Genomic DNA, 19,323 nt, shown 5'->3' with positions numbered 1-19,323 from the left:
ATGCCAAAGCCAAAGTTTTTGATAGTATCAGAACAACAAAGTGTATTTAAACTTTATGAGCTACTTTTTAAAGACTATTTTAGTGATGTTAAAAATTTATTAATAGAAGATTATGATTTTATTGAAACTATTGATTTTAATCAGTTTAATATAGTTTTGATTGATTTAAGTGGAAAAAAATATATTTCAAGTTTGAACGAACTTACAAAAAAGAATACTAAAAATAGTAAAATAATTCTAGTTACTCCTTATGATTTAAACTATTTTTCTTTAACTTTAGATGATACACTCTTTTTTAATTTAGTTTTATCAAAACCTATAGATGTTCAAAAATTAAAGAATTTTATAAAAAATGAGAGTGAAAAGCTAGAAAAAAGAAATATTCTTGAAAAAAAGAATAATATTTTGGCAAAAGTTGTTGATTTACATCCTGCAAAAATAGCGGTTTATGATATGAATGGAGTTTTATTTTATGCAAATAGTAATTATTTGGAATCTAATAATTTAATTTTAAATCATATAGATAAACTAACTTTTGATAAGATAAGTCAATGTAATATTGGTTTTAAAAATATAAAAGAAAAACTTCAAATAACAAATAGTTTTATAAATCAAAGAGAAGAGAATAATCATTGGTTTGAATCAACTTTCTATATTATTTCAAATGAGTTTATAATTCATAACTGTATTGATATAACTGCTCAAAAACAAAAAGAGTTACAACTAGAACAATCAGCAATATTTTTTGAAAATAGCAATGAAGGGATAATTATTACTGATTCAAGAGGTAAAATAGTATCTACAAATAAATCTTTTTCAAGAATTACTGGTTATAGAAAAGATGAAGTAATAGGGAAAAGACCTTCTATTTTAAACTCTGGAATTCATGATAATCAGTTTTATGAAAGTATGTGGGAGAGTTTAAAAAATAACTCAGCTTGGCAAGGTGAAATTTGGAATAAAAGAAAAAATGGCGAAATATATCCTGAGTGGTTAAGTATAGCAAAAGTAGTAAATCCAAAATATAATGAAGAGTTTTATATATCAATTTTTACAGATATTACTTCTTTAAAAGAAGCAGATAGAAAACTTCATTTTTATGCGAATCACGATGTTTTAACAAAATTAGCAAATAGAGTTCAGTTTGAATCACACTTAAAAAGTACTATTGAATCGTGTAAAAGAAGAAATACTAAGATTGCTTTATTTTTTATTGATTTAGATAAATTCAAAGATATAAATGATACTTATGGTCATACAGTTGGAGATGAAATGTTAAAAACTGTTGCTAAAAGATTAGAACAAAGTATTAGAAAAGAAGATTTTATTGCTAGACTTGGTGGTGATGAATTTGTTTTAATTATTAAAGATGTGAAAACCAATGAAGATATGCTTAATCTTGGGGCTAAAATAAATGAAAATATAAAAGAACCAATTGTATTAACAGATAAAGTGTTTTTTATGAGTTTGTCAATTGGGATTTCAATTTTTCCAGACCATGGAAAAGATAGTGAAGATTTAATAAAACACTCAGATGCTGCTATGTATGAAGTAAAAGAAAATGGAAGAAATGGTTATAGGTTATATAATCAAGATATGACTGATAAAATTTCTTTAAAAGTTACAGTTCAAAATGAGTTAAAAATAGCTATTGCGAAAGATGAGTTTGAGATGTATTATCAAGCTGTTGTGGATGTTCAAACAAAAAAGATAGTTGGAGCTGAAGCACTTGTTAGATGGAATCATAAAAAAAGAGGAGTTTTAACTCCTATTCATTTTATTGATTTTATAGAAAATGGCGGAATGAGTGTTGAATTTGGTGAGTTGGTTTTTAAAAAAGTTTTAAATGATATTCAAATATTAAATTCAAAATTAAAACAGCAAAAGTTTAAAGTCTCTATAAATATTTCTCCTGAACACTTTTTTAAATATACTTTTGTTGAAGATATTCAGGGGTATTGTAACGATTTTTCAATAGATTCTAAACAAATAGAACTTGAAATGCTTGAAACAAATATTATGAAAAATTCAGAAATATCTCAAAAAAAGATAGAAATCTTACATGAAAAAGGTTTTAATATTGCATTGGATGATTTTGGAACAGGGTATTCATCTCTTAGTTATTTAAAAAATTTTAAAGTAAATAAACTAAAGATAGATCAATCATTTATAAGAGATTTTTTAGAAGATAATAATGATAAAGCAATTGTTCAAGCTATTATAAATCTTGCAAATATATTTAATTTAAAAGTTCAAGCAGAAGGTGTTGAAACAAAAGAGCATGAAAAATTACTTGAAGCTTTAAATTGCAACTTAGCACAAGGGTATTTTTACAATAAACCAATGAATTTGAACAAGTTTATTGATTTTGTAATCAAGGATAAAAATGAAAATTAGTGAATTAAAATATGATGTAACACCTATTTCTTTAGAATATTTCAAACAAAGAAGTTTTGAGATAATATTTGAAGTTTTTAATTCTATGAATACATTAGACGATGAGCTAATAAAAGAGTATATTTTAATTATTGGAAGTGATGAGTTATATGAATCTTTGAAATATCATTATGATATTGTTTATAGTTCAATTTTGACAAAGAATTATGATTTGCTAAAAGATTTTTTTATATGGAAATATAGTGTTTACAAAAGTAGAGGTGTAGATACAGATTGTTTTTTAAAAGAGTATGAACTTTGGAAAGAAGTTATATCAAATAGTCTTTATATTTCCCATTCAAGTGAAATAAATATTATCTATGATTATTTGATTTTGAACCATGAAAAATTTAAATTAAATGTCCAAAATACAAAAAAAATAGTAGTAAACAAAAAATATCAAGAGTTATTTGATGAGCTTTTATTTTGTTTATTAAATGGTAAAAAAAGTAAATTTTATGATTTAGTTCAGAAAAATCTAAATGTTTTTGATGATAATATTTTTCTTTTTATTCAAGAATTAATAGATCCTTTGATGTATAAAGTAGGTCTATTATGGCAATTAAATGAATTAAGTGTTGCAAAAGAGCATTTGGCTAGTTCATTAATTGACGAGGTAGTTAATTATTATATAAAAGATAATTTCTTTGAAGATAGTAATAAACAAAAAGCTATTATTTCAACAGTTGGAGATGAATCTCATAATTTAGGTATAAAAATTGTAGGAAAATTCTTAGAAAGTAATGAATTCAACGTAAAAAATTTAGGTTCAAAAATATCAAATAAAGAGTTAATAAACTCAATTTATGATTTAAAACCAAATTTAGTTGTTTTAAGTGTTACTCTATCTTCAAATGTTGCAACACTACAACAAATAGTAAAAGAGTTAAAAAGTGACTATAATCTTTTTTCTGGAAAAATTGTTGTTGGTGGGCAAGGATTATTTGTGAATAATAAAATTATTCCCATAAAAGAAGCAGATTTTTGCAGTAAAAATTTAGAGGACTTAAAAGAGTTTTTACAAACTTTAAAATAGATAATGAATAAAATAAATAATTTAATAAATATAAAACTAGCATTTTTATTTGTAGTTTTTTGTAATGCTGTTGTTGATGTTTCACATAAAGTTTTACTTCAAAATATAGCTTTTAAAGTATTTGATGGAAGTGTGCAGGTTATTTGGATTTCTATAATAAATGCATTGATAATTCTTCCATTTTTACTATTATTTACTGTAAGTGGATATTTGTCTGATAAATATAATAAGAAAAATATTTTAGTTTATGGTGCTGTTTCTTCTTTTTTATTATCTGTTTTAATGATAATTTCTTATATGAGTGAAAACTTTTATTTTGCAATGTTTGCATTATTTTTACTAGCTGTTCAAAGTGCTATTTATTCTCCTGCAAAATTTGGTTTGATATTAGATGTATATGGTAAAAAAAATCTTTCTCGTGGAAATGCAGCCTTACAAGCTATTTCAATAATCGCGATTTTATTTTCTATTGTTCTTGCTTCTTTTATATTTGAAAGCTTTTATAAGCTTAATAATCTTCAACTATTAACAAGTAAAGAAGAGTTATTAAATGCAATTTTACCTTTAACTTATTATATTTTGCCCGTAGCTTTTTTAGAAATGGCTGTTTCATTTTTATTTTTAAGACGAATTAATACTTCATATATGAAGAATAATTCCTTATCTTTAAACAAAGAAGAGTTATTTAAAGGAAAATTATTAGTTAAAAATTTAAAAATGATTTCATCAAATGAAGTTATATTTTTAGCTGTAATTGGTTTATCAGTATTTTGGGGAGTTTCTCAGTCTATAATGGCGGTATTCCCATCTTTTGGGAAAATGTATTTAAATATTACAGATGTATTTATAGTAAATGCAATAATAGGAGCATCTGGTATTGGTATTGCTATTGGTGCCGTATTGTATTCAAGAATTTCAAGACATTATATTGAAATAGGAACTATTCCACTTGCTGCTTTTGGTATGTCTTTGACACTTTATATTTCAACTATTGTTCAAACACCTTTATTATTAGGAATTACATTTTTACTATTTGGAATTTTTGGGGGAATGTTTGTAGTTCCTTTAAATGCATTAATACAGTTTAATTCTAAAAGAAAACTATTAGGAACAATACTCGCAGGAAATAACTGGTACAATTCTTTGTTTATGTTTTTAATGTTAAGTATGACGACTATCGTTTCTTATTATGATTTAAATCCTTTAAATACTGTTTATTTGATTTTATTAATTACTATAATTGGTACTGTTTATACGGTTTATAAATTACCACAATCTTTACTTTTATTGTTTTTAAAAACAATTGTAGGCTTGAAATATAAACTTGAAGTTGATGGGGTGAAAAATATTCCAGCATCAGGAGGTGTTTTACTTTTAGGAAATCATGTTTCATGGATTGATTGGGCTATTGTTTTAATGGCAGTTCCAAGAGAAGTGAAGTTTGTAATGGATAAAACTATTTATGGTAAATGGTATATAAAGTGGCTTTTTAAAATGTTTAAAGCAATTCCCATATCAAACGCTTCTAGTAAAACAACAATACAAATGATTGCAAAAGAGTTAGATGCTGGAAATATGATAGTACTTTTCCCTGAAGGAAATATCACAAGAAATGGACATTTAGGAGAGTTTAAAAAAGGCTTTGAGAAAGTATTAGAATTAACCACTAGTGATGTAAGGGTTATTCCTTTTTATATTAGAGGCCTTTGGGAATCTATGTTTAGTAGAGCTAATAAAAAGTTTAAAAAATCAAAAAAAACTTCTAGTGTTACAATATCTTTTTCAAAATTAATGAAAAAAGAAAAAGCAAATATTGTAAGTATAAAACAAGAAATTATAGATTTATCAACTAAATCTTGGCAAGAGCATATAAAAAACTTAAGTCCTTTAAATGAAACAATATTTGATAGATTAAAAGAAGTTTCAAATGATTTGATTTTTGCTGATTCAACAGGCTTAGAATTAAGTGCAGAGAAGTTCTTAACAGCTTCTATTTTATTTAAAGATTTACTAAAAAGTGAAATTAAAACACAAAATGTAGGACTATTATTACCTTCAACTGCTGCTGGTGCGTTTATAAACTATTCTTTATTATTGATGGGAAAAACAGCTGTAAATTTAAACTATACTAGCGAAATAGAATCAATAAAACAATCTATAAATGAAGCAAAAATAAAAACATTAATCACATCAAAAAAGTTTGTAGAAAAACTTGAATTAAAAGGAATAATTTTAGAAGAAGTTTTTCATATGCTGGAGCTTAATTATCTTGAAGATTTAAAACCTAAGATTTCCAAAAGAAAAAGTTTATTTACATTTTTATCTGTGAAGTTTCTTCCTAGCTTTTTATTAAAAATTATTCACCTAACAAAAACAAACAAAGATGATACTGTCTTGATTTTATTTTCTTCAGGAAGTGAAGGAAAACCAAAAGGTGTAGAATTAAGTGGTGATAATATTCTAGGAAATGCCCAACAAATAGCAAATATCATAAATGTAAATGATGAAGATATTATGTTAGGTTCTCTTCCTTTATTTCATGCTTTTGGTATAGTTGTTACAACTTATCTTCCTTTAATAGAAGGAATAAAATGTGTAGCACATCCCGATCCAACAGATGGTTTAGCAATAGCAAAATTAGTATCTAAATATAAAGCAACTATTATGTTTGGAACTTCAACTTTTTATAGATTGTATGCAAAAAATCAGAAAATCCATCCTTTGATGTTTTCAAGTTTAAGAATAGCTGTTTCAGGAGCTGAAAAATTAAGAGAAGATGTAAGGCTTGAATTTAAAAAAAGATATGGGAAAGATATTTTAGAAGGTTTTGGAACAACTGAAACTTCACCTGTTGCAACATGTAATCTTCCCGATGTAATAGCCCCTGATTATACTGTTCAAGTTGGTCAAAAAAAAGGAAGTGTTGGAATGGCGATTCCTGGAACTACAATAAAAATAGTAGACCCTGAAACATTTAAAGAATTAAAAGAAAATGAAGAAGGAATGATATTGATTTCAGGAATTCAAGTTATGAAAGGTTATTTAAATGATGAAGAAAAAACATCAAAAGTTCTAAAAATAATTAATTCTAAGATCTATTATATTACAGGAGATAAGGGAAAAATTGATGAAGATGGATTTTTAACAATTGTAGATAGATATTCAAGATTTGCAAAACTTGCAGGAGAGATGATAAGTCTAGGAATTATTGAAGAAAAAATTTCAAAATTAATAGATTTAGAAGAAAATAATTTAGTTGATTTTATTATTACTACAATAGAGGATGATAAAAAAGGTGAGAAGATAATTCTATTGATTTCTCATGTAAATGAAGAGTATATTTCACTACTAAAAGAAAAAATTTTAAATTCTTTTGAGAATAAACTAATGATTCCTAGTAATATAAAAATTATAGATGAAGTACCAAGATTAGGTAGTGGGAAGAAAGATTTTGCAAAGGCAAAACTTTTAGTTTAATATTTAAAATTTAGTAAAATCAAAAAAAGAGTCATTTGAGAGTCATTTGTTAGATACAATTTTTATAATCTAGGAAAAGCAGAAAAGATTATTAGATTAGGGATTACAAATGAAAATATTCGAACTTAAATGCAAGGCATATTTAAAAACAAATATAGAGTTAAAAAATAGTTTTGATGTCCTATCAAAATATTTAAATTATTCTATATATCAAAATGAAATTTACAAAAATAAAGATACTTCAATAAAAAACTACTGTTTTGGAAATTTTTATCCAACAGAAAATGACAAGATTTATAAACAAAATAATATTTATGAATTTGTTATAAGAAGTATAGATGAAGAGTTTATTACTGAGTTAGAAAAAGCTCTTATTTTAAATATGAATAATAGTTTTTTAATAGTTTTATCAGCTATAAAAAAAGAAATTGATCAATTTTTTATTAAAGAACTTTATAGTGCAACGCCTGTAATTGTATCTGAAAGAAAAGATGATAATGGAAGACAACTTTATTGGTCTATGGATTATAATGGTGATATTGAAATATTACAAAATCAACTTCAAAAAAATTTAGAGAAAAAATTAAAACTATTTTATCCTGACGATAGAGATATTATGGATAATTTTATTGATAAAATAGAAATCAAAAATCAAAAGCCTCAATCAATATATTTTAAAACAGTAAGAAATCAAAAAGAAAAATTAGTTAGATTAATAGGTAATAAATTTAAAATTGTTCCAAAAAAAGATGACTTATCTCAAAAGTTAGCATTCTTATCATTAGGAGTTGGACTTGGAGAAAAAAGTAGTTTTGGTGGAGGGTTTTGTTTAGGTAGAGGAGCTTAATAAAACAGAGAATTACTCTCCTGACTTTCTCATTTTTATCAAAAATCAATTTTTCTAAAAGTGATATCCCTTATTAAAGGGCTTTATAGACTATAAAATTCATAAAAGTGTGTGTCCTATAGTCTAAAACCTGCTACAATTTTAGTATGAGTTTACATATTAGACAGAAGAAAAATAGTAGTGGAACAATCAGTATTCAGATTATCGATAGAGTTCATAGGAAATATAAGGTTATAGAAACTATTGCTTGTGTAAAAAATGATTTAGATTTACAAATTTATTTAGATGTTGCAAATAAACGTTTAGAAGAACTGCGTCAACAAATGTATCCTACTTTATTTGATGAAAATAAAAATGAAGAGTTAATATTCATAGAACTTGGAAATAATGATTTAATACCAATAGGTGATGAATTAATCTATGGAAAATTATTTGAACGATTGGGATGTTCTAGTGTAGATTTGGATTGTAAAAGACTTCAGATGTTTAAAAATCTTGTTGTATCAAGATTACTGTATCCTGGTAGTAAATTATATTTGATTGATTATCTTGAATATTTTAAAAAAGAGAGTGTAGATAAAAATGCTATCTATAGATTTTTAGATACACTTTATGAAGAGAATTTAAAACTACAAATTGAAAAATGTGTATTTGATCATACTTATGCAAAAATGAACCAAACTATTGCATTTACATTTTATGATGTTACAACCCTGTACTTTGAATCTGAGAGTGAAGACGATCTTAGACGTATTGGATTTAGTAAAGAGGGTAAATTAGCACGTCCTCAGATACAACTGGGATTGTTTACAACACTACAAGGATATCCATTAAGCTTTGAGGTTTATGAGGGTAATAAATATGAGGGACATACTTTAGTTGATGTACTTAAAAAGTTTCAAAATAAATTTCAATTAAAAAATAAACCTGTAGTTGTAGCTGATAGAGGAATGCTAAACAATAATAATCTAGTATATCTTGAAAATAATGGATATAAATATATCCTTGCAGCCAAAATAAAAAATATATCAAATGATTTAAAAGAGCAAATATCAAACTTGATATTTTTAAATGATGGAGTAACTCATACACTTAAATTTAATAAAGATATACCATATACTGATGAGAATGACAATAAACAATCCATAAATATCAATCAAAGGTTAGTTCTTTCATATTCAACGGCAAGAGCTAAGAAAGATAAACATAATAGAGATAAAGCACTTGAAAGATTAAAGAAAAAAATTGAATTCTCAAAATCTATCACAAAAAAAGATTTAAAACTATCATACTATGCTAAATATCTTAACATCGATGATCATAAATGTGATATCACTTTTAATATCAATAATCAAAAAGTTGATAATGATTCAAAATTAGATGGTATAAAAGGTTTTATTACAAATGATTTTACACTAACACCAAGTGAAATTATAGAACACTATAATAATCAATATGCAGTAGAACAAGCATTTAGAATATCAAAAACTGATCTTAAAATCAGACCCATATACCATAGGCTAGAAACCAGAATAAAGGCTCATATTCTTATTTCATTTGTATCATACTCAATTTATAAAGAGTTTGATTCAAAACTTAAAGAAAATAATATTAAATTTAAATTCTCACAAAAACTTTTAAGAGATATAATTAAACATATGTTTGCACTTAGAACAAATGGAAAATTAGTCTACTTGAAATTTGATGAAATTCAACAACAAGTTTATAATGCAATTAAAAATAGTTAAAAAGTGTGTGTCCATATGAGAAAGTCAGGAGATATTTTATATAGAAGAAGAGAAAATACAAATTGCATTTTCAGCAGGAATTGCAAAAGTTAAATACAATTTATTAACAAAAGCAGATATTGCAGTTCACTATGCAAAAGAGCAAAAAATAAAAATATCTACATATAAAGAAGATGGAAATATAGAACAAAAGTATAAGCAAAATATTGCAATGGCAACAGCCATAAGAGAGGCATTAAATGATAAAAGAATTATTTGTCATTATCAACCTATCTTAGATCAAAGAACTGGCAAAATTTATAAATATGAAACATTAGTAAGAATGCTGACTAAAGAAGGTGAAATTATTCCACCAATAGAATTTTTAGAGATTTCAAAGAAAACAAAATTATATCCATATATCACAAGAGAAGTACTTCATCAAGCATGTAATACTTTTAAAGATAGAAAAGAAAACTTTTCTATTAACTTATCAATCGATGATATAAAAGATACAAATATCGTAAATGAAATTATTAAAACAATCATTGAAACAAAAACTGCTTCAAGAATTACTTTTGAGATTTTAGAATCAGAAGAAATTGAAAACTATCAAGAAGTTCGAAATTTTACTAAAAGAATAAAAGAAATTGGTTCCAAGATTGCTGTAGATGACTTTGGAACTGGTTATTCTAATTTTGAACATATATTAAATTAAATATAGATTATATAAAAATAGATGGTTCATTAATAAAAGGAATGGAAAATAACAAAAAGAATAAAATTATTGTTGAAACTATTGTAGATTTTGCAAAAAAAATAGGTTCAAAAACTATTGCAGAATTTGTTTATAACGAAGCAAGCTATTTAATTAGTAAAGAAATAGGAATTGATTTTTTACAAGGCTTTTATATAGGTAAACCAAGTGAAAATCTTCTAGAATGATTATTTAGATTAATATAATAAAGATAAGTTAATTCACACCTAAAAAACCTCTTCTAGAAAGCAAAAAAACAACAAACCCCATACCAAGACTAAGTAAAATAGAAAAAGCCCGTATAATAGAAATATAGAGGATTATTAATTTTGAATGATTAATTGTGAATTATGAATGGAAAAGAGGATTTGTATATTTGTAATTGGTATATTGGTCTATTAGTGTATTAAAAATTGATGCTAAGTATTAAGCGCTAAGTAAAAAACCAGAATTCAGTGCTCAGAATTCAGTGCTCAGAGTTCAGTGCTCAGAAAGTCAAGCCAAAAAAGATAAAACCCAAAAAAACAAACTAAAAAAAAAGCTTCTACCTAAAAATACTTTTTAAAGTATGAATAAGTAAAAGCTTTGATTAATAAACTCAAGAGCTGGCAGCGGCCTACGTTTCCACCAGGGGACCCGGCAGTATTATCGGCGATGAAGTGCTTGACTTCCAGGTTCGGAATGGGACTGGGTATTTCCACTTCTCTATAGCCACCAGCAAAGTTGAGTGTTAAATTTAATTTTGAATGCTTAATTTTGAATTTTGAATTAAAACCCAAATTAAGTAAATTATACTTAACACTCAACTCTATACTAGAGTTAAGAAAAAATAATGTTAAAGTCTTAAAATAAACACAATTTGTTTATTAAATATATCCTGCGCTTATGCATAACCATAAAAGCTACGGTTCCGAAACTATAAAAGTGAAGCAGTTCACTTTTAATAACGTTTCTCATATATTTAATAAGATAGTAAACCAAAGAATATAAAATAAGCCAAACGTTCTATTAGTACTAGTCAGCTAAACGTCTTACAACGCTTACACATCTAGCCTATCAACCAGTTAGTCTTACTGGGAACTTCAGGGAAAGTTAATCTTAGAGTTGGCTTCGAGCTTAGATGCTTTCAGCTCTTATCACATCCGTACGTAGCTACCCAACGATGCTCTTGGCAGAACAATTGGTACACCAGTGGTACGTTCATCCCGGTCCTCTCGTACTAGGGACAAATCTCTTCAACTTTCCTACGCCCACGGAAGATAGGGACCGAACTGTCTCACGACGTTCTGAACCCAGCTCGCGTACCGCTTTAAATGGCGAACAGCCATACCCTTGGGACCTACTTCAGCCCCAGGATGCGATGAGCCGACATCGAGGTGCCAAACCTCCCCGTCGATGTGAGCTCTTGGGGGAGATCAGCCTGTTATCCCCGGCGTACCTTTTATCCTTTGAGCGATGGCCCTTCCACACAGAACCACCGGATCACTATGACCGACTTTCGTCTCTGTTCGACTTGTATGTCTCACAGTCAAGCTAGTTTATGCCATTATACTCAACTGGCGATTTCCATCCGCCATGAACTAACCTTTGTAAGCCTCCGTTACTTTTTAGGAGGCGACCGCCCCAGTCAAACTACCCACCAGACATTGTCCTGAACGAGGTTGACTCGTCGCAGTTAGTAACTCAAATATTCAAGGGTGGTATCTCAAGGATGGCTCCATATGTACTTGCGTCCATATATCATAGCCTCCCACCTATCCTGCACATGAATATCCAAGCTACAGTGTCAAGCTGTAGTAAAGGTGCACGGGGTCTTTCCGTCTTTCCGCGGGTAGGAGGAATTTTCACCTCCACTACAATTTCACTGGATCCCTGGTTGAGACAGCTCCCATCTCGTTACGCCATTCATGCAGGTCGGTATTTAACCGACAAGGAATTTCGCTACCTTAGGACCGTTATAGTTACGGCCGCCGTTTACTCGGGCTTCAATCAAATGCTTCGCTTGCGCTGACATCATCAGTTAACCTTCGAGCACCGGGCAGGCGTCACACCTTATACATCCACTTACGTGTTAGCAAAGTGCTGTGTTTTTGGTAAACAGTCGGGAGGGACTCTTTGTTGCAACCTCTCTAGCTTTTGGAAGCAAGTTCCTATACCAAAGTAGGCACACCTTATACCGAAGATACGGTGCTAGTTTGCAGAGTTCCTTAACCAGGGTTCTTCCACGCGCCTTAGAATACTCATCCCACCCACCTGTGTCGGTTTACGGTACGGGCAACATACAATATACTTAGTGGCTTTTCTTGGCACGACAGTATCATCGATTCTCCCTCTCCTCCGAAGAGTGTCAGGAGCCTGTAAGATCTCGGCCTCATGTAACCCGGATTTGCCTAAGTTACAGCCTACGTCCTTCGACCCACTATTCCATCAGTGAGCTCGACTAACTCTATGCGTCCCCACATCGCGCTTGTATGTTGGTATTGAAATATTAATCAATTTGCCATCGTCTACCCCTTTCGGACTCGACTTAGGACCCGACTAACCCTACGATGACGAGCATCGCGTAGGAAACCTTGGGTTTTCGGCGTTGAGGATTCTCACCTCAATTATCGCTACTCATGCCTGCATGCTCACTTCTATCCGCTCCAACGCTCCTTACCGGTACATCTTCAACGCTGAATAGAACGCTCTCCTACCACTCAATTAAAAATTGAATCTAAAGCTTCGGTGCACATCTTAGCCCCGTTATATTTTCCGCGCAGAATCACTAGACCAGTGAGCTGTTACGCTTTCTTTAAAGGATGGCTGCTTCTAAGCCAACCTCCTGGTTGTCACAGTAACTCCACATCGTTTTCCACTTAGATGTGACTTTGGGACCTTAGCTGTTAGTCTGGGTTGTTCCCCTCTCGACGATGGATTTTATCACCCACCGCCTGACTCCTGTGATTCCACATATAGTATTCATAGTTTGATAGGGTTTGGTACCGCGGTAAGCAGCCCTAGCCCATTCAGTGCTCTACCCCTATATGCTACAACACAAGGCTATACCTAAATATATTTCGGAGAGAACCAGCTATCACGAAGTTTGATTGGCCTTTCACCCCTATCCACAAGTCATCCCAAGACTTTTCAACGCCTGCGGGTTCGGTCCTCCACTGGCTCTTACACCAGCTTCAACCTGCTCATGGATAGATCACTTCGTTTCGGGTCTGCAGCATCTGACTAAGGGAACCCATTAAGAACATAAAGTTCTTAATGGGGACCCTATTTCGCCCTATTAAGACTCGCTTTCGCTACGGCTTCGTACTTGACTTAACCTTGCCAGACACCACAACTCGCAGGCTCATTATGCAAAAGGCAGTCCATCACCCTGATAAATCATAGGGCTCTGAATGATTGTAAGCTAATGGTTTCAGGTTCTATTTCACTCTCCTCGCTGGAGTACTTTTCACCTTTCCCTCACGGTACTTGTTCACTATCGATTTGTAAGTAGTATTTAGGATTGGAGGGTGGTCCCCCCAGTTTCAGTCAAAATATCACGTGTTCCGACCTACTCAGGATACCATTAGAGCTATTGAAAATTTAAATTACAGGAGTTTCACCTTCTATGCTACACTTTTCCAAGTATTTCATCTATCTTCTTTAGTCTCATATCATGGTCCTACAACCCCCAATGCAAGCATTGGGTTTGTCCTAATCCGCGTTCGCTCGCCGCTACTGACGGAATCTCGTTTGATTTCTCTTCCTCTGGCTACTGAGATGTTTCACTTCACCAGGTTAGCTCCCCGTAGGGTAATATAATTCTCATTATACTGGGTTGCCCCATTCGGAAATCCTCGGATCAAAGCTCTTTGGCAGCTCCCCGGGGCTTATCGCAGCCTAATACGTCCTTCATCGCCTCTTACAATCTAGGCATCCACCATTAGCCCTTAATAGCTTATTAATAAACAGAATTAAATTCTGTCGCATTTTTGATAATTATTCTTTGGCTACTATCTTATTAAACATATTTAAATTAATGAATCTAATCATCAACTCTTACATCTTAATAAAATTAGTTGTGTTCTATCTATTTCAAATTATCTTAAAAAAACAAGTTTTTTCAAGGTAACAATTTTTAGATAATTAAATTTTTGTTTTTAAATTATGTTCTTTCGAACGTAAATTAAACGAAAAAATTAAAGACTTTAACATTATATTTTTAAATATCATTTTAGATTTCTCTAAAAGTTTTGATTCGAAAATCAAATATAAATTCAAACTAATTTGAACTTATATTTAATTTTACTCTCAAGCTAAATTATTATAACTGAACTTTAAATTCTATCTTCTGAGCACTGAACTCTGATTACTGAACTCTAAAATAGGTGGTGGAGAATAGCGGGATCGAACCGCTGACCTCCTGCGTGCAAAGCAGGCGCTCTCCCAGCTGAGCTAATTCCCCTGGGACTAATAATTTTGAATTCTAAATTCTGAATTTTGAATTAAAAAAATTAATTCAACATTTAAAATTTAACATTCAACATTATAAGATTATCATGGTGGGCCTACCAGGACTTGAACCTGGGACCTCACGATTATCAGTCGAGCGCTCTAGCCAGCTGAGCTATAGGCCCCTACTACCTATTTAAATAATCTTTATAAACCGAATATATAAAATCTTTGCCATTTTCTTTATTTGATATTTGAAATCAGAAACGAATCTGATCTCTTATCTCTGAAAGGAGGTGATCCAACCGCAGGTTCTCCTACGGTTACCTTGTTACGACTTCACCCCAGTCGCTGAATCCACTGTGGAAGGTAGCTATTTTAGCATCCCCGCTTCGAATGAGTTCAACTCCCATGGTGTGACGGGCGGTGAGTACAAGACCCGGGAACGTATTCACCGTAGCATAGCTGATCTACGATTACTAGCGATTCCAACTTCATGTAGTCGAGTTGCAGACTACAATCCGAACTGGGAGATATTTTTGAGATTTGCTCCACGTCACCGTATTGCTGCTCTTTGTATACCCCATTGTAGCACGTGTGTAGCCCTGGACGTAAGGGCCATGATGACTTGACGTCATCCTCACCTTCCTCCTACTTGCGTAGGCAGTCTCATTAGAGTTCTCAGCCGAACTGTTAGCAACTAATGACGAGGGTTGCGCTCGTTGCGGGACTTAACCCAACATCTCACGACACGAGCTGACGACAGCCGTGCAGCACCTGTATATAAGTTTCTGCAAGCAGACACCAATCTATCTCTAGAAAGTTCTTACTATGTCAAGTCCAGGTAAGGTTCTTCGTGTATCGTCGAATTAAACCACATGCTCCACCGCTTGTGCGGGTCCCCGTCTATTCCTTTGAGTTTTAATCTTGCGACCGTACTCCCCAGGCGGTACACTTAATGTGTTAACTGCATTACTGCAAGGTCGAGCCTCACAACAACTAGTGTACATCGTTTAGGGCGTGGACTACCAGGGTATCTAATCCTGTTTGCTCCCCACGCTTTCGCGTCTCAGCGTCAATAATGTTCCAGTAGATCGCCTTCGCAATCGGTATTCCTTCTGATCTCTACGGATTTTACCCCTACACCAGAAATTCCATCTACCTCTCCCATATTCTAGATAAGCAGTTTCAAAAGCAGTTCAATAGTTGAGCTATTGGATTTCACTTCTGACTTACCTATCCGCCTACACGCTCTTTACGCCCAGTGATTCCGAGTAACGCTTGCACCCTCCGTATTACCGCGGCTGCTGGCACGGAGTTAGCCGGTGCTTATTCATATGGTACCGTCATTATCTTCCCATATAAAAGGAGTTTACGCACCGAAATGTGTCATCCTCCACGCGGCGTTGCTGCATCAGACTTTCGTCCATTGTGCAATATTCCCCACTGCTGCCTCCCGTAGGAGTCTGGACCGTGTCTCAGTTCCAGTGTGACTGATCATCCTCTCAAACCAGTTAAGCGTCATTGTCTTGGTGAGCCATTACCTCACCAACTAACTGATACTGTACAGGCCGATCCCAAAGCTATAAATATTTCCCTTGCTGACTTTTGTCATAAAGGCATATAGAGTCTTAGCAGACGTTTCCATCTGTTATCCTCTTCTTTGGGGCACGTTACCTATATATTACTCACCCGTGCGCCACTTAGCTGACAATTATAGCAAGCTATAATCCGTTCTCGTTCGACTTGCATGTGTTAAGCACGCCGCCAGCGTTCACTCTGAGCCAGGATCAAACTCTCCATAAATTGAAGTTTTTGAACTTGACTTCTTCTGTATTATTTTACTAATTACAAAATTATCACTCATAAGTTAATAGACAAGTTTAATATGTTTTACCATACTTTTCTTGTTTTATATATTTAACATTATTCTTATTTTTAATCTGAATAAATTGACAGATTTAAACAACAAGAATTACATATTCGGTTTACAAAGATTACTTTATAAACGTTATAATTTATTTTAAAGATCATCACATTCAAACTATCTCGTTACCATCACACTTTCGTTTGATGCGTTCCAGTCAAATTGGACGGGAATTATAATAGATTCCTATGGGTTTGTCAAGAGATTTTTGTACAAATTTTACAATTTCTTCAATTTTTTACTGTTTTATTCTTTTTTACTTTATTTTTATTGGGTCTTGGGGAGAATTGTTTGTTTTTTTCTTATTTTTTTGTTACTTTTTAGATGTTTTTATTCATATTTTTTGCTGCAATCCACTGTGACATATATTTTGTGCTTGTCATTGTATGATGTTTTAACATTGCACCTGTAAAATTTTCCAATCTATGTGATTCAATATTTTGTTCAACTTCTAATATTTTAGAAATTAATTCTTTTCCTAGGATTTTACTATCATATATTGATTCTATTAAGTTCTTACAATTTTTTTGTTTCTCAATCCATTTATCTTCATCTTTATATAAGGAGATTGCATTTTTTGCAAATTCCTCCATATCATCTGTAATTACACCAGGCCATTGTTCTATATCAGTACACATGCCCTCAGCTCCAATTGTTGTTGTTATACTTGGTGTTTGTGTAATCATTGCATCTAATAACTTTCCCTTTATACCTGCGCCAAATCTTATTGGCGCTAGACATAATCTTGATTCTTCCATTACAGTATGGGCATTTTGAACCCAACCTTTTATTAAAAAACCTGTTTTTGGATTATTTAATGCTGTTGCTTTTGGTGGTGGGTATGAACCATATATATGTAATTGAGCTCTTGGGAGTTCTTTTCTAATAAGTGGCCAAATCTTTTGTAAATACAAAACTACATCCCAATTTGGAGCATGACGGAAGTTTCCTATTGTCATAAAATGTTCTCTTTGATCAAAAGGTTTGTTTTGTTTTGGATATTTTTCTAAATCTACCATAAAAGGTAAGTAATGAAGTATTGATTTATCTATTTTAAAAGTATCAATTAAAAGATTCATTTCATATGATGAAATTATTAATGAAATATCACATCTTAGAATTGCTGCAATTTCTCTTTTTGTTAAATCTGAGAATAAATCTGCTTTTGACATTTCTCTATTTTCTTTTAATGCCCTATATCTTGCATTTCTTAAACATTGTAAATCTTCAGTATCTAATATTTTTAATGCACGTGGACAATTATCCTCTACTCTATGCCCAAACTGTTCTTCCATCATAAATCTATCAAACATTACAATATCTGGATTATAGTTTTTTATATACGTATCAAATGTATCAGAATTTAATTCAATGCTAGTACTTGAAATTCCTTCTTGATGTAAATCTATCATATGTTCTGAAATTGAACAAGGGGTACAAAACTCTACTTGCCAGTTTTGGCTCAAAAAAAGTCTCATTATTGACATAATATGAGAACCTGCTGCTGATGAGTTTGGTTCAGGCCAAACATAACCTATTACTAATATTTTTTTCATTTTAAGATTATATCTAAGATTTACCTTTGTATTAAATAAGCTTTTTTTTAATTAGTCAATTAATATCTATATGCTTTATCACCGATAATTCAGTAACCATTTAGTTATAAAAATATACAATTATTTTTAAAGCCAAAAAATAATTTACATTCAAAGGAATTAAATATGAGATTAAAATCGATTTTTAAAAGTGCAATTATATCAACGTTAATGATAAGTTCTGCACTTCAAGCTAAACCTGCTTATGTTGCAACGACTGCAATAGTTGAGCATCCAGCATTGGATGCTGTAAGAGATGGAATCAAACAGACATTAAATGACAATGGATATACGGGAGATAATCTTAAGTTCACATATGAAAGTGCTCAAGGAAAACCAGAAATTGCAGCACAAATTGCACGTAAAATGGTAGGTGATAATCCAGATATAATTGTTGCAATTGCAACACCATCTGCACAAGCTACCGTTTCAACTAATAGTTCAATTCCTGTTGTATTTTCAGCTGTAACAGATCCAATTGCTGCGAAACTTGTACCTACTCTTGAAAAGCCAGGTGGGAATGTTACTGGATTATCAGATATGGCAAATGTTAAAGAGCATCTTGAGTTAATTAAAGAATTTGTTCCAAATTTAAAAGCCGTAGGAATTCCATATAATCCAGGTGAAACAAACTCAGTTTCAATGCTTGCTGCTATTAAAGTAGAAGCTGAAAAAATGGGAATCAAAATTGTAGAATCTGCAGCTCCAAAATCATCTGACGTTATGATTGCAGCTAAACAATTAATTGGTAAAGTTGATGCTATTTACTGCCCAATTGATAATACTATTATTTCAGCTGTTGAATCAGTTGTAAAAGTTGGTATAGATGCACAAATTCCAGTTTTTGCTGGAGATACAGATACTGTTGCACGTGGAGCAGTTGCTGCTGTTGGTTATGATTATTTTGATTTAGGTCGTCAAACTGGAGATATTGTTGTTCGTATCTTAAAAGGCGAAAGACCAGGTTCTATTGATGTTAAGATGGCTAAAGGTACTAATTTATTTGTTAATCCAAAAATGGCTAAAAAAATGGGAATTAAAATTCCAGAAGCAGTACTTTCTCGTGCTACTAAAATTATTGAATAAGAAA

Annotated in this window: 7 protein-coding genes, 2 tRNA genes, 3 rRNA genes and 1 pseudogene; 7 read left to right on the top strand and 6 right to left on the bottom strand. The window is 31.2% G+C overall.

The genetic code is table 11. The features are described 5' to 3' along the window. The 6 genes and pseudogenes from AACT_RS01635 (at position 1) to AACT_RS01610 (ending at position 10,468) form a co-directional block, all read left to right on the top strand. Complete coding sequence (locus AACT_RS01635; RefSeq protein ID WP_172124347.1) at positions 1-2,397, top strand: putative bifunctional diguanylate cyclase/phosphodiesterase; 2,397 nt, start codon at positions 1-3, stop codon at positions 2,395-2,397. After that, the gene (locus tag AACT_RS01630; RefSeq protein ID WP_172124345.1) at positions 2,387-3,472 is read left to right on the top strand and encodes a cobalamin B12-binding domain-containing protein; all 1,086 of its coding nucleotides are present in this window, start codon (positions 2,387-2,389) and stop codon (positions 3,470-3,472) included. Before AACT_RS01635 ends, AACT_RS01630 begins: the two co-directional genes overlap by 11 nt. Positions 3,473-3,475: 3 nt before the next feature. Continuing rightward, complete coding sequence (locus tag AACT_RS01625) at positions 3,476-6,949, top strand: acyl-[ACP]--phospholipid O-acyltransferase (protein WP_172124343.1); 3,474 nt, start codon at positions 3,476-3,478, stop codon at positions 6,947-6,949. Positions 6,950-7,058: 109 nt separating this feature from the next. Further along, entirely contained in the window at positions 7,059-7,796 is a 738-nt protein-coding gene (locus tag AACT_RS01620; protein ID WP_172124341.1) for a CRISPR-associated endoribonuclease Cas6, read from the top strand. Between the two features lie 146 nt (positions 7,797-7,942). Then, on the top strand, positions 7,943-9,544 hold the full coding sequence (locus tag AACT_RS01615; RefSeq protein ID WP_172124149.1) for an IS1634 family transposase: 1,602 nt from the start codon (positions 7,943-7,945) through the stop codon (positions 9,542-9,544). A gap of 211 nt (positions 9,545-9,755) precedes the next feature. Continuing rightward, positions 9,756-10,468 (top strand): annotated as a pseudogene (locus AACT_RS01610) (EAL domain-containing protein). Positions 10,469-10,883: 415 nt separating this feature from the next. Here the strand turns inward: AACT_RS01610 and rrf are convergent. The 6 genes from rrf to AACT_RS01580 all read right to left on the bottom strand — a co-directional run bounded on the left by rrf (position 10,884) and on the right by AACT_RS01580 (position 18,194). Next, positions 10,884-10,999, bottom strand: a 5S ribosomal RNA gene (gene rrf, locus AACT_RS01605). A gap of 268 nt (positions 11,000-11,267) precedes the next feature. Continuing rightward, positions 11,268-14,223: ribosomal RNA gene (locus tag AACT_RS01600) — 23S ribosomal RNA — on the bottom strand. 425 nt (positions 14,224-14,648) lie between these two features. Beyond that, positions 14,649-14,724: transfer RNA gene (locus AACT_RS01595), tRNA-Ala, on the bottom strand. Positions 14,725-14,819: 95 nt separating this feature from the next. Then, a tRNA-Ile gene (locus AACT_RS01590) sits at positions 14,820-14,896 on the bottom strand. Between the two features lie 104 nt (positions 14,897-15,000). After that, a 16S ribosomal RNA gene (locus tag AACT_RS01585) occupies positions 15,001-16,517 on the bottom strand. The 16S, 23S and 5S rRNA genes sit together here with 2 tRNA genes alongside, the layout of an rRNA operon. 441 nt (positions 16,518-16,958) lie before the next feature. Then, the gene (locus tag AACT_RS01580; protein WP_172124339.1) at positions 16,959-18,194 is read right to left on the bottom strand and encodes a glycosyltransferase; all 1,236 of its coding nucleotides are present in this window, start codon (positions 18,192-18,194) and stop codon (positions 16,959-16,961) included. A 165-nt stretch (positions 18,195-18,359) separates the two neighbouring features. Here AACT_RS01580 and AACT_RS01575 point away from each other — a divergent pair, with 165 nt between their 5' ends. Continuing rightward, a complete protein-coding gene (locus tag AACT_RS01575) occupies positions 18,360-19,319 on the top strand; it encodes an ABC transporter substrate-binding protein (RefSeq protein ID WP_172124337.1) in 960 nt (319 codons plus the stop codon). Positions 19,320-19,323: the final 4 nt, after the last annotated feature.

The sequence above is a fragment of the Arcobacter acticola genome, from assembly GCF_013177675.1.
In the GTDB taxonomy this organism is placed as follows: Bacteria; Campylobacterota; Campylobacteria; order Campylobacterales; family Arcobacteraceae; genus Aliarcobacter; species Aliarcobacter acticola.
Note: the sequence above shows the minus strand (reverse complement) of the source record. Positions and strands in the feature narration are given on the sequence as shown.

What these genes read in the sequence shown, in the direction of transcription:
- AACT_RS01635 (WP_172124347.1), top strand. Translation starts at nt 1, where the DNA reads ATGCCAAAGCCAAAGTTTTTGATAGTATCAGAACAACAAAGTGTATTT.
- AACT_RS01630 (WP_172124345.1), top strand. Translation starts at nt 2,387, where the DNA reads ATGAAAATTAGTGAATTAAAATATGATGTAACACCTATTTCTTTAGAA.
- AACT_RS01625 (WP_172124343.1), top strand. Translation starts at nt 3,476, where the DNA reads ATGAATAAAATAAATAATTTAATAAATATAAAACTAGCATTTTTATTT.
- AACT_RS01620 (WP_172124341.1), top strand. Translation starts at nt 7,059, where the DNA reads ATGAAAATATTCGAACTTAAATGCAAGGCATATTTAAAAACAAATATA.
- AACT_RS01615 (WP_172124149.1), top strand. Translation starts at nt 7,943, where the DNA reads ATGAGTTTACATATTAGACAGAAGAAAAATAGTAGTGGAACAATCAGT.
- AACT_RS01580 (WP_172124339.1), bottom strand. Translation starts at nt 18,194, where the DNA reads ATGAAAAAAATATTAGTAATAGGTTATGTTTGGCCTGAACCAAACTCA.
- AACT_RS01575 (WP_172124337.1), top strand. Translation starts at nt 18,360, where the DNA reads ATGAGATTAAAATCGATTTTTAAAAGTGCAATTATATCAACGTTAATG.